The organism is Plantibacter sp. VKM Ac-2876, assembly GCF_015350715.1.
GTDB lineage: Bacteria > Actinomycetota > Actinomycetes > Actinomycetales > Microbacteriaceae > Plantibacter > Plantibacter auratus.
Genome location: NZ_JADKSI010000003.1, coordinates 649585 through 663114 on the forward strand (window position 1 = coordinate 649585; position 13530 = coordinate 663114).

Annotated in this window: 10 protein-coding genes; 4 read left to right on the forward strand and 6 right to left on the reverse strand. The window is 67.7% G+C overall.

All coding sequences use genetic code 11. The features are described from left to right. The first annotated feature begins 35 nt into the window (after window positions 1–35). The 3 genes from pta to ITJ62_RS15595 all read left to right on the forward strand — a co-directional run bounded on the left by pta (window position 36) and on the right by ITJ62_RS15595 (window position 4739). Window positions 36–2204, forward strand: coding sequence for a phosphate acetyltransferase (gene pta, locus ITJ62_RS15585; protein WP_194603990.1), 2169 nt, complete (start codon window positions 36–38; stop codon window positions 2202–2204). Between the two features lie 12 nt (window positions 2205–2216). Next, the gene (locus tag ITJ62_RS15590) at window positions 2217–3440 is read left to right on the forward strand and encodes an acetate/propionate family kinase (RefSeq protein ID WP_194603993.1); all 1224 of its coding nucleotides are present in this window, start codon (window positions 2217–2219) and stop codon (window positions 3438–3440) included. A 186-nt stretch (window positions 3441–3626) separates the two neighbouring features. Then, window positions 3627–4739, forward strand: coding sequence for a hypothetical protein (locus tag ITJ62_RS15595; RefSeq protein WP_194603996.1), 1113 nt, complete (start codon window positions 3627–3629; stop codon window positions 4737–4739). A 431-nt stretch (window positions 4740–5170) separates the two neighbouring features. Here ITJ62_RS15595 and ITJ62_RS15600 read toward each other — a convergent pair whose 3' ends face one another. Continuing rightward, window positions 5171–6769 (reverse strand): HNH endonuclease signature motif containing protein, encoded by a 1599-nt coding sequence (locus ITJ62_RS15600; protein WP_194603999.1) that lies wholly within the window; start codon window positions 6767–6769, stop codon window positions 5171–5173. A gap of 151 nt (window positions 6770–6920) precedes the next feature. On the opposite strand from ITJ62_RS15600, the gene ITJ62_RS15605 reads away from it, so the two are divergent. Beyond that, window positions 6921–7274 (forward strand): hypothetical protein, encoded by a 354-nt coding sequence (locus ITJ62_RS15605; protein ID WP_194604002.1) that lies wholly within the window; start codon window positions 6921–6923, stop codon window positions 7272–7274. A gap of 287 nt (window positions 7275–7561) precedes the next feature. Here ITJ62_RS15605 and ITJ62_RS15610 read toward each other — a convergent pair whose 3' ends face one another. The 5 genes from ITJ62_RS15610 to ITJ62_RS15630 form a co-directional block, all read right to left on the reverse strand. Continuing rightward, the gene (locus tag ITJ62_RS15610; protein ID WP_194604005.1) at window positions 7562–9319 is read right to left on the reverse strand and encodes an alkaline phosphatase family protein; all 1758 of its coding nucleotides are present in this window, start codon (window positions 9317–9319) and stop codon (window positions 7562–7564) included. 129 nt (window positions 9320–9448) lie between these two features. Next, the gene (locus ITJ62_RS15615; protein WP_194604007.1) at window positions 9449–10345 is read right to left on the reverse strand and encodes a glycosyltransferase; all 897 of its coding nucleotides are present in this window, start codon (window positions 10343–10345) and stop codon (window positions 9449–9451) included. Window positions 10346–10354: 9 nt separating this feature from the next. After that, window positions 10355–11212 carry a polysaccharide pyruvyl transferase family protein gene (locus ITJ62_RS15620; RefSeq protein ID WP_194604011.1) on the reverse strand — a complete coding sequence of 286 codons (858 nt, stop codon included), beginning with the start codon at window positions 11210–11212 and terminating at the stop codon, window positions 10355–10357. Next, the gene (locus tag ITJ62_RS15625) at window positions 11206–12252 is read right to left on the reverse strand and encodes a glycosyltransferase (RefSeq protein WP_194604014.1); all 1047 of its coding nucleotides are present in this window, start codon (window positions 12250–12252) and stop codon (window positions 11206–11208) included. The genes ITJ62_RS15620 and ITJ62_RS15625 overlap by 7 nt, the downstream gene beginning before the upstream one ends. Further along, a complete protein-coding gene (locus ITJ62_RS15630) occupies window positions 12242–13483 on the reverse strand; it encodes an O-antigen polymerase (protein ID WP_370581954.1) in 1242 nt (413 codons plus the stop codon). The genes ITJ62_RS15625 and ITJ62_RS15630 overlap by 11 nt, the downstream gene beginning before the upstream one ends. Window positions 13484–13530: the final 47 nt, after the last annotated feature.

A 13530-nucleotide genomic window follows, 5' to 3' on the forward strand; every position in this document is an offset into this window, starting at 1 on the left:
CCCCCGCAGAGCCCGCCCCCCGTAGGCTGGAAACCGTGGCGCGAAGCATTTACATCATCTCTGCCGAAGGACACTCCGGGAAGTCGACGGTGGCCCTCGGGGTCCTCGACACCCTGAGCCATCAGATCGAGCGGATCGGGGTGTTCCGCCCCATCGCGCGGTCCACCACGAAACCCGACTACGTGCTGCAGCTGCTGCTCGAGCACGACGGCGTCGACCTCGCCTACGAGGACTGCATCGGCGTCAGCTACGACGACGTGCACACCGATCCCGAGGCGGCGCTCTCGCGCATCGTCCAGCGGTACAAGCACATCGAGGCGCAGTGCGACGCGGTCGTCATCCTCGGTTCCGACTACACCGACGTCGGCAGCCCGACGGAGCTCGGCTACAACGCGCGGATCGCCACCAACCTCGGTGCGCCCGTCCTCCTCGTGCTCGGCGGTCGCGCCGGTCAGGGTGCGGGGGAGCAGCTCGGCCAGTCCGTCGCCCGCACACCCGACGACATGCGCAACATCGCCGAACTCGCCCTCGGTGAGCTCGCCGACGCGCACGCCCAGTTGCTCGCCGTCGTCGCGAACCGCGCCGATCCCGACAAGCTCCTCGAGATCACCGCCGCGATCAGCGACGCCATCCACCCGAACGGTTCCGCGAACGGTTCCGTCGTCGCCCCGGCCGGTCACGCCGCCGGTGCCGCGATGGTCCCCGTCTGGGCGATCCCCGAAGACACGTTCCTCATCGCGCCGACCATGGACAGCATCCTCGAGGCCGTCGACGGCACCCTCGTGAAGGGCAGCGAGGAGCTGCTCACCCGCGAGGCGCTCGGCGTCGTCGTGGCGGGCATGTCCATGGTGAACGTGCTCCCGCGCATCACCGAGGGATCCGTCATCGTGATCCCGGCCGACCGCACGGAGGTGCTGCTCGCCGCGCTCATGGCCAACGCCTCGGGCACGTTCCCGTCGATCGCGGGCATCGTGCTCAACGGTGGGTTCCCGCTGCCCGAGGTCGTGGAGGAGCTCATCTCCGGTCTCGGCGAGATCCCGCCGATCGTCAGCACCGACCTCGGCACCTACGACACCGCGGTCCGCGTCATGAACACCCGTGGCCGTCTCGCCGCCGACTCGCAGCGCAAGTACGACACCGCGCTCGCGCTGTTCGAGCAGAACGTCGACGCACCGCTCCTGCTCGAGCTGCTCAACGTGGCGCGCGCCGACGTCGTGACGCCCCTCATGTTCGAATACGGGCTGCTGGAGCGTGCGCGGTCGAACCGCAAGCACATCGTGTTGCCGGAGGGCGACGACGACCGCATCCTCCGCGCGGCCGGCACCCTGCTCGCCCGTGAGGTCGCCGACCTCACCATCCTCGGTGAGGAGATCGAGGTGCGGTCGCGGGCCATCGAGCTCGGCATCGACCTCAGCAAGGCGACCATCGTCAGCCCCTTCGACGCGGTCCTGCGCCTGAAGTTCGCCGAGGAGTACGCCCGGTTGCGGGCCCACAAGGGCGTCACGATCGACATGGCGAGCGACGCCGTCACCGACGTCTCCTACTTCGGCACGATGATGGTGCACCTCGGGCTCGCCGACGGCATGGTCTCGGGCGCCGCCCACACGACGGCGCACACCATCCGGCCGTCGTTCGAGATCATCAAGACGAAGCACGGCGTCTCCGTGGTGTCGAGCGTGTTCCTCATGGCGCTCGCCGACCGCGTGCTGGTCTACGGTGACTGCGCGGTGAACCCCGACCCGACCGACGCCCAGCTCGCCGACATCGCGATCTCGTCGGCCGAGACGGCGGAGCAGTTCGGGATCGAGCAGCGCATCGCGATGCTGTCGTACTCCACCGGTGACTCCGGTGCCGGTGCCGACGTCGAGAAGGTCCGCTCGGCGACCCGGCAGGTGCGCGAGCGTCGGCCTGACCTCCTCGTCGAGGGGCCGATCCAGTACGACGCCGCTGCCGACGCCGCGGTCGCCGCGACGAAGATGCCCGACTCGCAGGTCGCCGGCCGCGCGACGGTGTTCATCTTCCCCGACCTCAACACCGGCAACAACACGTACAAGGCGGTGCAGCGTTCGGCTGGCGCCGTCGCGATCGGTCCGGTGCTGCAGGGGCTCAACAAGCCGATCAACGACCTGTCGCGCGGCGCGCTCGTGCAGGACATCGTCAACACCGTCGCGATCACCGCCATCCAGGCGCAGGAACAGGAATAGGTCCAGACACACATGCCCACCGTCCTCGTGGTGAACTCCGGTTCCTCGTCGTTCAAGTACCAGCTCATCGATGTCGAGACGGAGCGGACGCTCGCCAGCGGGCTCGTCGAGCGCATCGGCGACGCGACGGGTGCCGCCGAGCACCGGTCCTACCTCCCGGATGCGGCCGGTGCGACGACGCCGCCCATCGAGGAACGTTGGGTCATCGAGCGCGAGATCCCCGATCACACGGCCGGGTTCCGGGTCATGCTCGACGCGTTCGCGGAACACGGGCCGTCGCTCGACGAGCACGCGCCGATCGCGGTCGGCCACCGGGTGGTGCACGGCGGGAAGCGCTTCTTCGAGCCGACCGTCGTGACGGACCTCGTGAAGATCAACATCGAGGACATCTCCGAGCTCGCGCCGCTGCACAACCCGGCGAACCTGCAGGGCATCAACGCGGCGCAGGTCGCGTTCCCCGACGTCCCGCACGTGGCGGTGTTCGACACGGCATTCCACCAGACCATCCCTGCGGCGGCGTACACCTACGCGATCGATGCGGAGCTCGCCGCGAAGCACCGCGTGCGTCGGTACGGCTTCCACGGCACCTCGCACAAGTTCGTGTCGCAGGCGGCTGCCGCGTTCCTCGACCGTCCGCTCGGTGAGCTGAAGCAGATCGTCTTCCACCTCGGCAACGGGGCGTCGGCGTGCGCGATCGACGGTGGCCGCTCGGTCGACACCTCGATGGGCATGACGCCCCTCGAAGGACTCGTCATGGGCACGCGTTCCGGCGACCTCGACCCCGCGGTGCTGTTCCACCTGCATCGCAAGGCGGGGCTCGGGTTCGACGAGCTCGACACACTGCTCAACCGTCGCAGCGGTCTGCTGGGGCTGTCGGGTAAAGGAGACATGCGCGACGTGACGGAGTCGGCGTCGAAGGGCGACGAAGCGGCGCAGCTCGCGCTCGACGTGACCGTCCACCGCTTGCGGCACTACCTCGGGGCGTACCTCGCGGTCCTCGGTGGTCTCGACGTGGTGGTGTTCACCGCAGGTGTCGGTGAGAACGCGCCGTTGATCCGCGCGGGTGCGGTGCAGGGGCTCGAGGGGCTCGGCATCATCCTCGACGAGGACCGCAACGCCGAGCGTGCGCGTGGCATCCGGGTGATCTCGACGGACGACTCCCCGGTGACCGTCCTCGTCGTCCCGACGAACGAGGAACTCGAGATCGCTCGCCAGACGGTCGCCGCCCTGGCGTAGTCCCGGCGCTCCGGTCCCTGAGCTTGTCGAAGGGCGCACGGGCGACCCTCGCTCTCATGTCCCCCGAGCGGAGGACAGAAGAATGAGTGGTTCCCCCTATTAACTTTCCCTGGGAATCCGCTTAGTCTCAGAAAACCGACAGGTACGTCGCGCCTGTCGGACCCCTAGACGAAAGTACTCACCTCAGTGAATTTGAAGACGTCACGCCGCACTGCGGCTCTCGCCACCGGCCTCGCAGTTGTCGCCGGATCCACCCTCCTCATCGCAGGCCCCGCGTCTGCAGCTGAGATCCAGGTCACCGATGACCAGGTCGCTGCCAACGAGACGGTGTACACCGGCTGGCACGAAGGCTACGGCCTTCCCGGCTCGACCACCCCGCCCGGCGCTGACGCGGTTGTCACCGACGCCGGCCTCGAGATGACCGGTCCTTCGCAGATCATCAACGGCTACGCAGCTCCGGTCGCGGTCGACGGCGCGGATGTCACCTTCGCGACGATCGCGGCGACGGCTGGAGTCGTGTCGACGAACGACCTGGCCTACTTCCAGATCCCGGTCTACGCCGAGACCGGTGTGACCACGAGCTTCACCACGCTTCGTCCCGAGAACCCGGGCGCAGCGGGCCTCACCGGCAACTGGGTCGCGAGCAGCGATGACATTGCGGGCATCGCCGCGAACACGCCGACGTCCATCGCCGACCTGAGCACCGCGCTCGGCAGCTTCGACCTGCTCGCCTTCGGCGTGCTCGTCATCGCCGGTGGCGACGACGTCGTCCAGACGATCTCGTTCAACGGCGATGACTACAACTTCGCTGCTCCGGTCGTCGCTCCGGTCTTCGACCCGCTGGTGGTCGTCGACCCCGACACGATCTACTTCTCGGACGTCCGTCCTGGTGGTGCGGGCTTCAAGGTGACCGTCACGGGCTTCACCCCGGGTGACACCCTGACGATCAGCGTCATCGACCCCAACGGCGAGGTCTTCGGGTCCGCTGACGGTGGCGACACGGTCATCGCCGACGCAGACGGTGGTTTCGCCGCAGCTGACCTCACCTTCGTGGGCGAGGGCATCCAGGTCGGTACGTACACCTTCCGTGTGACTGACAGCGCGGGTGTCTTCGCCGAGGACGCGATCGCCGTCATCGCCGACCCGGTCGCCGCTGGCGCCCCGGTCGTCCCGACGCTTGCTGACACCGGCTCGGACTCGGGTGTCCTCGTCGGTGGCGCTGCCGCACTGCTGCTCCTCGGTGCTGCGGGCATGCTGTTCGCAGCTGCTCGCCGCAAGGGCGCGCAGGTCACGGCCTAGTCTCACCCTGCGAAGCCCCGTCCTCGACTCCGGTCGAGGGCGGGGCTTCGTGCTGCCGCCGGGCGCCCTGACACGCCTGAGCTTGTCGAAGAGTCTTCCGGGTGACTGGTCCGATCGGGAGGGTCGTCCGTGGTGCATTTCGACAAGCTCAATGACCGGTCTCCGTTCCGGAGCGCTTGCCCCGGTCCCTGAGCTTGTCGAAGGCCTTACGGGAGAGTTCTTGGTTCGAGCCCAGCGGGGGAGGAAGGCGGAGCGGCAGCTTCGTTGCTGCACTCCGCCCGGTCGCATGTGCCGGGACCGCTTGGCCCAGGCCATGCGCGCCGGCCATTTGCGCGTTCGGGTAACGAAAATGACCGGAAACAGTGCTTCGGAGCATCCGGCCGCGTGGATTGGGTTGACGTCGAGATAATCGTCCGGTCGTGCTGAGTGCGTCACGCAGCGCGCAGCCTCGGCTTGCCGCCGCGTCGTGGAATGCGATGCGGATCGATGTGCGCGGGCGGGATGAACCAGGGCACGTGGTCGCGCACGATGACCTCCCAGCCGTCGTTGTGGATGCGATGGTGATGGAAGCTGCACAAGAGGATGCCGTTGGACAGGTCGGTCGGTCCGCCCCGTGACCACCAGACAAGGTGATGGGCCTCGGTATACGACGGTGGATGGGTACAGCCAGTCCAGGCGCAGCCGCCATCGCGCTCAGCGAGGGCCATCTTCTGCCCCTTGGTGAACAACCGTGTGCCGACTCCGAGGTCGAGCACCTGGGACGGCCCGCCGAGCACCATGGGGATGATCCGTCCGTCGGCCGCCATGCACCGTGCGGTGCCGGCGGAGATCGGTTCGGAGACGCCGTCGATGTAGGCCCTGCCGTCGGACCACTGGCCGTCGTCGGCCAGATCGGGTTCGTCCATGCGGATGATGAGGGAGACGGGCGCCAGTTCCATGACCGCCGACTCGCAACCCGCGGCGTGACGGAAGACCCCGACGAGGGCTTCCACTCGACGCTCGTCCATCGTGCGGGTGTCGGGCATCTCTGCGGCCGGAACGTAGGCGTCGTCGAGGGGATCCGCGGAGGGCAGCTCACCGCTGGCTGCTGCCGCCGCGGCCGTTTCATCGGAGGGATCGACGAACCGGACCTGCCGCAGCTGTTTGCCGACGACGGCGTCCATCGTCGCGCGGATCCATCCAGCAGCCTCGGGCGCGAGGAAGGCGCGGAGCTCGGTCATGCCGTCGGGGAGTTCGCGGAGGGTGCAGCGCTGCTGCTTCCGGAGCGCGATCTCGCGCGGCACGGGGCCGTCTTGGTCGAGGCTGGTGCGGACGAGCTTGGCGAGGCTGCTGACCTCGGCGAGCGGTGCACCGTCGCAGTGCTCGATGCCGGCGCTGACGGCACGGTGGACGCGTTCGTCGTCGACACCGGAGCCCACCAGTCGCAGCTCGCGCAGCAGGATGCCCGCGCCCTCGACGCTGAGTGCGGACCGGACGAAGCCGGATGGGGTGGTCGCCTCGTCGTGGTCGACCGTGCACGTCGGGTTGTCGCCTTCGGTCAGCGGCAGGCAGGGGGCGTCGGCGGCGGGCCGGGGTTCGATGGCGGCGGCGATCTCGGGGCGGTCGCATTCGATGACGTCGCCGGTGAGGGCGCGCTTGGGGGTGATCGCCTGAGCGACCGAGGTGATCGTGGCGGCGCGTCCGCGCGGGATGCGCCACCGCTCCGAGAGCATGACGGCCGGCGTCGCGTACCCGTGACTCCGTGCCAGTGGGTCGTGGCCGACGAGGCCGCTGCGGGAGCGCTCCGACACCGAGCCCATGACGCGGGCGGCAAGGACCTCGACCACATGCTGCACCGCACCCAGCTGGTCGAGGACGCGGACCACGCCGGCGTCGTTCATGCCGGCGAGCTGCTCGATGGCGTCGTCGCCCGGGCGGATCGGGTCGAGCGCGCCCGACCAGGTGCGGAGGAATTCGGACACCGTCTCGCCGAGCGTGCCCAAGGGGTCGGCGGCGACCGGACCGAGGGGAACGCGTGGGCTGCTGGACATGGGAACATCCAAACACGAGCCACTGACATTCGAACGCCGACCGATTCAGCCGCTGATCTGGGATATTTAGCCAACGTCTGTTGCGCGCGGATGCCTCGCCGGGCTCTGCGAGCGGCGATGGACTGCTCGTGGGGCCGCGTACACTCGCCATATGCGCGCACTGTCCGACCGCGAGCGCGACCTCATCGTCGCCCTGATCGCTCGCGGAACGGAGCCGGGTGCCGACCGGGCCATCGCCGCCTCCGATCGAGAACGGTGGGCGGGACAGCTCCCGGGCGTCATGGTGCACGGGACGTGCGGGTGCGGCACCTGTCCCTCGATCGACCTGATTCGCGACAGCGGCGGCCGGCCGGCTCCGACGCGTCAGACGGTCCTCGAGGCGAGTACCGCGAACGCGTTCCTCCTCCTCTTCTTCGAGGACGACCGGCCGACCTACCTGGAACTCGCCCCGTTCGGCGATGAGCCGATCACCGAGTTCCCGCCGGTGGCGGACGTCGAGTTCTGAGGTCGCGGGTCATCGGGCTCGCACCTCTCGACGGGGGTCGCCACCCTTCGACAGGCTCAGGGACCGTAGGGGGCTCAGGGACCGGGAAAGGTGCTCGGGGGCCGGGCGGGGTGCTCGGGGGCCGGGCGGGGTGCTCGTGGACCGGGCGGGGTGCTCGGGGACTGGGAAAGGCGCGCCGGGACCGGGAGTGGCGCTCAGGGGCCGGGAGCGGTGCGAAGAACCGAGTCGTTCGCATCCGTCGCGATCCGGTTCGGTCCCTGAGCTTGTCGAAGGGCACCACAGCCCGGTCAGTCGCGCGTTCCGAACAGTCCTTCGCCGTGCTTCGTCAGCACCTCGTACGCGTCGGCGTAGTTGTCCGGCAGCGGGGCACCGGGCTCGTACTTCGCGAGGAGGATCCCGATGAGTCCGAGCGCCGGCGGCGTGAGTGGTCGCTTGCGGTCCTTGTCCTTGTCGGCGCGGGCGTTCGCTTCGGGGTTCGGCGGCACGTAGGCGGGCGTCACCGTCGGCCACAGCACCGGTTGCCGCGGTGAGGTGAGGTTCACGGCGTTGAAGATGCTCGTGGCGGTACGGTCGCGTTCGGTCAGCGGGTCGAGCCCGTGCAGTTCGGCGAGGGTCTTCATGAGTGAGCCGTGATGCATCTCCTCGTTGATGACGCTGCCGGCCTTCGTGTATGCGGAGATGACGATGGTCGGCACCCGTAGCCCGAGGCGGTCGAAGGTGAAGTCCATCTCTCCCGCCTCCGGCTTGCCCGACGGCGGGGTCGCCTTGGGCGGTGCGACGTGGTCGTAGATGCCGCCGTGTTCGTCGAAGGTGACGAGCATGACCGTGTTCATCGCGTTCGAGCCGGTGGTCGACGCCCCGTGTTTGATCGCCGTGTAGACCTCGCCGAGGAGTTGCTCGCCGGCGCGCATGTCGGAGTAGGCGGAGTCGAGCTCCGGGTCGACGTCGTCTCGGCTCGGGTTGTCGGGACGGACGACCGGCGGGTGCATGTCGTTGTGGTCGAACACCATGCGTGGTTCGACGAAGGCGTAGTCGGGCAGGTCACCGTTCGCCGCGTCCTCGTGGAACTGCTCCATACTGCGGAAGTTGCTCTTCCAGTACTGCTCGATCGACGGCGCGCTCAGGAGGCCGGTGAGCGAGACGACCTGTTGGGCGTCGTAGTAGACGCGCCAGGTCTTCCCCGCCTCCTCGAGGCGGTTGAACACGGTGGGGACGGCCGGTGCGCTCAGCCACTTGCCGATGCCGTCGCCCTCGATGTTGGTGACGTACCCGTGGGAGGTGCTCGCGTGGAAGAAGGAGCGGTTGCAGAAGGTCTGGGAGGGGACCGCCGCGTACCAGTGGTCGTAGACGCCGAAGTTCTTGGCGAGTGTGGACAGCACCGGCAGCATCTCGGGGGAGAACCCGCCCATCACGGTGGAGTACTCCTCGGGCGTCGGCTTGCGTCCGCGGGCGAGCGTCGAGTTGACGATGTAGTCCTTGACGAAGCCGTCGTTCTTGGGGGAGGAGGTGTCGGCCGGGAGGTTCCACGGCGGCTGCAGCGGGTTGCGGAGGTCGCCGTTGCTCTCGGGGTCGATGGTGCCGAAGAGCTGCGTGTTGACGTGTGGGTAGAACTCGCCGGGGTCCGGGTCGGGCTGGGCCATGATCTGGTCGGTGGGGCCCGTGTAGACGTGGGCGGGGACGGCCTCGCCGGACTCGCCGGGGTTGCTGTAGTCGCCCTGGGCGAGGCCGTCGAAGGTCTGGCCGGCCGGTTCGCCTCCCGCTGGGTAGAGCCATCCGAGCATGTGGTCGAAGGAGCGGTTCTCGAACATCACGACCACGACGTGGTCGAAGCCCGGTTCGCTGCGCTTGGGGAGCGGCGTGAAGCCGTAGTCCTCCTGCGGGTTGGACGCGGTGGCGGCTGCGATCCCGCCGGCGACGGCACCCCCGGCAGCGAGGCCGGCGACGCCGAAGCCTGCGGCGCGGAAGAAGTCGCGGCGGGAGGTGGGGCGTTTGGGGCGGGGAGTGGCGTCGCCGGTCGGGCTCTGCTGACCCTCATGCTCACTCATCGACGCCTCCTCTTTCGATCCCAGCCCGACGCCCGCACGGGGGCGTCGCTCATGTGTTAAGACAGCGTAGGCGTGCGCACGTCCCGGAGCAGCGGGCGATGGGGGTTTCCGCGACACCCTTGCCGGATGTCATGCTCGCTTGTACTCGTGCACACGCGCGCCGAAGAACGACGACATCACGCCGAGGCCGTTCACAAGCCGGTTGAACGATCGGGCGTGGAGACCACGGACGCGCAGCAGATCGACCAGGCTCAATGCGAGTCCGCTGGCAGTCAGGTAACCACCCTGCGCGAAGGTGATGGCGGCTCCACGTTTCGTCACGCCAATCCTCGCGAGGACGACCCCGTTCCGGAACGCGCGACGTGACACCCACCGGAGCGTCATGCGATCGAACGGTACCGGTTCGAAAACCTCCGCCTGTCGACAGAACTCGATGGTGATGCCTGCGCGGAGCAGATCGGCGAAGAGACGCGCATCGCTGCCTCCGGTCGACGAGAAGGAACGGTCGAACCGCGGCGAACCTGCCCGTTCCCAGCCACTCCGCTTCAGCAGGGTGTTGTTGGTGGCCGCCGCCGTCAGGACCTCTCGATCCTCGTGGAACGGTCGCTGCATGAACTCGCCGCGGGTGACCCAGCGCGGAGTTCCGGCCGGGAAGATCGAGATGACGGGTCCCGTGAGTACTCCTGCGGAAGAGCGTTCCGCGGCACCGGCGAGTTCGGGGTACCAGCCGGGACCGACGTACTCGTCGTCGTCAACGAAGATGATCGCGTCGTAGCCTCGGTCCGCCTCATCGAAGACGTCCAACGACCGGTTCCGGGCTTCCGCAATGCCCGGCTGGGACTCGAGCACGTAGCGGACATCTGGAAACCCCTGCACGGTCGCCTCTGCTGATCCTGCGGGATCATTGTCGACGACCAGGACGTCCATGGTGTGGTGGGACTCGTTGGACGGATCCATGAGCGAGTCGAGGAGGATGCGGAGGTCGTCCGGTCGACGGAAGCTCGCGATGGCGACGAGGGCGTGCATGGGGCCGTCCTAGGGTGTCGTGGGATGGGTCGAGCCGGAGGACCGTCGGGGGCCGGACCAGAGATCCAGTGGGAAAGCGTCGATCAACGGCTGCGCGTCCCAGGCCAACGGGTCAGGTGCCTGCGCGAGTGCTTCACGCAGATCGTGCGTCACCGGGAACGAGTCCCGTCCGGTGCCGCCGTAGTAGTCCTCGTACTTGAACATCGACTCGGCGGCGGGGGCGATCAGTGTGGCCGGGATGCCCAGGCTCTCGGCCACGACGAGGCCATGGAGGGATGACCCGACCACACGCTCGCTCTGGGCGATCCGCTCGAGGATGCCAACCAGGTCTCCGGTCGGGTCGATCGTTGCCGGATGGGACGCCCACACCGGGTGATCATGCAGGTTCGGCACGATCGTCAGCGCGTGCGCCTTCTTCACGGAGAGCGCCGGGAGGTGGTCGAAGACGCGCGGTACAAGCAAACCGGGGTCGCCGAACACCCGCTCGGGTTCGAGGCCGCGAGCTTCGAGGAAGTCGAACGTCCTCGGCCCGCGGACCGCGCGGATGTCGAGCCTGTTGAAGGTGTGCTTCGATTCCGGCATCTTCCCGTTGACGCCAGTACCCCAGACGGTGTCGCCATCGTGTGCGAAATGCAGGATCGACCCGACGGCGACGAGGCGCTTGTCATCCTGCGGGAGTGCACGCAGCGTCGACTGATCTCCGACGCCTTGTTCGAGCAGACGCCGGACGATGACTGGGCCGAGCAGGTCGCCGAAGTTGTTGCGACGCCGTCCGATGGGTAGCCGCGCTCCGACCCGTCCTGAGAATCGCGGCACGAACGGGTTCCAGTGTTCGACAGCGACGCCGTAGATGTTCTCCGTCACCATGCGCGGACCTCCCGGTACACCTTCGCATGCGATTGGGCGATCAGCGACCACTCGCGGGACGACATGTCGATGCTGCCCATGAAGCCGTCGTCGGGGAGCTCCGCGACGGCTGCCGCGAGGGCGGCGCTCGTGAGTTCGCCGTCGAAGAGCTTCACGACATCGCTGCCGAATTCGGTCTGCAGGTCGCGGGTGATCGGATTCGCAGGAATGAGGACCGGGGTGTCGAGCGACAGCGCGAGCAGCACGGCGCCGCTGTTGTGCATGTTCTTATACGGGAGGACGACGAGCCTGGCGCGAGCGATCGCCGCCGCCAGGTCGGCATCCGGCACATATCGGAAGTCCGGCTCGATCCTGGGATCGTCGGCGATGAGCTGTTGAAGCGTTGTGGAGACGCCCGACGGATCAGGCTTCCCGAGGATCCGCAGACGGAAGTGGCTGAGCGCTTCGGCGCCGGAGAACGCTGCGGCCAGGCTGTCGACGCCTTTGTACGACCGGACGAGCCCGAAGTAGAGGAGCTCAGGCGCGCCCGTTTCCGTGAGTGCCGGCACGCGATACCAATCGCGGTAGTGACCATGCGGGATCACCTGTCCTCGCGAACCCTCCGGCAGCGGTGTGTGCGCGTTCATCGTGATCCACGCGTCGGTCGCTCGATCGAAGGCGCTCAAGATGAGTCGCTCACCGGGCCACCCGGATTCGTGAGGAGCGAGGTTGTGTGCCGTGCGCACGATCCGCGTCCGCCTGATTCGCAGCCTCAGGAGGAGCAGCAGGCTGAGCATCAGTGAGGTCGCACGACGAATGCGGCTGGGCCCACGTGTCACCGCCTCCGGCCAGTGGATGTGGAACACGTCGTAGCGGGCGGTGAGCGCCCGGGGCCAGGAGAAGAATTCGACGGAGACCGTCGGGTCCGCTCGCAGGGCGTTGACCAACATCGTGACGAAGGGGTTGATCTTCGTCGCCGATTCGCGGACCGACAGGAGCACCGTCGTGACGTCTTGGGGCGAGCCGGACGGTGCCGGGCGCCCCTTCCTGCTATCGGGCAAGTCGGTACGAGTCCTTCATCGTGACGCGGCTGTCGACGCGGGGTGCACTGCCGATCAGGCCGAAGAGGGTCGCGGCCAGTACCGCGATGAGGAGGTAGAGCACGAGGCCCTGAGGGAACAGGAAGATCCGCCACATCTCGGCGAGTCCGTAGGCGACGACCGCCCCGGCCACGATGACGAGGGAACGGAATCGCGACGCATACCCGGCGAGCATGCTGGCGAGGAACACGGTCGCCAGAACATAGGCGAGTCCCCACCAGCCATAGTCGGCGTAGGTGTCCGCGAATGCGGAGTTCGTCGTGAGGTTCGGCGCGACCTGGACGAAGCTGTCGAACGACCCGTAGGAGCCGAATCGTTCCGGCCGCAGGAAAGTCGGTACGACGATGGCCGCCGCCGACACCACGTCCACAGGTTTGGTGAATCCCCCGTTGGCGATGCCGTCCGCGACACCGAGAGACGCCTGGAACGGTGCTCCAAGGTACGCGGCCACCTGATAGAAGTTCATCGACACCGGATCCGTGATCCCGAGGTTCTCGTAGAAGCCGGCGTTGCGGTAGTAGTTGAATGCGACGAGGGCACCGAAGACCGCTGCACCGGCGATCGCCAGCGGTACCGTCTTGAACTTGATGTCGCGTCTCAGCGTGATCACGATGAAGATCAGCACGACGACGGCCATGATGAATGACAAGCGGCTCGAGAACAGAGCGCTCATGACGAGCAGGAGTACGTTCCAGATGGCCAGGCTCGCGCGTCCGTGCCGGAACCGCCACACGTAGAGCGCGACTGGAGCCGAGATAGCCGCGGTATAGCGGAGCGTCGCGATTCCCGCGGACCCACCGATGGACTCTTTCAGCTGGTTTCCCTGCGTCGCGGAGAGCGCGTCAAAGATGTTCGTCTGCTGCTGGACCAAGTACACGGAGTAGAGCACGCCGATCGTCGCGAACACCGTCAGCACGATCGAGAATCGTCGATCGAATCGCTCAGTGCTCGACGCCTCCACGATGCGCTCGCTCGGACCGGCCATGATGCCGAGACGGAATCCGGTCCAGACGAGGAACGCTGCGACCAGGTAGAAGCAGACGAGCAGGGTCCATCCCTCGAAGGAACCTTCCGCCCGCTGATCGAACCCGCGGAGCTGGTTCGACGTCCCGGGCACCGACCAGACGAGCGCGCTGACGATGACCGGGGCGAGAAGATAGAAGAGCGGGTTCGTGAGCAGTCGCTTGATCACGCCGGCCTCCTTCCCCACGCTGTCGGACACGGCTCCCGGCAACGCTA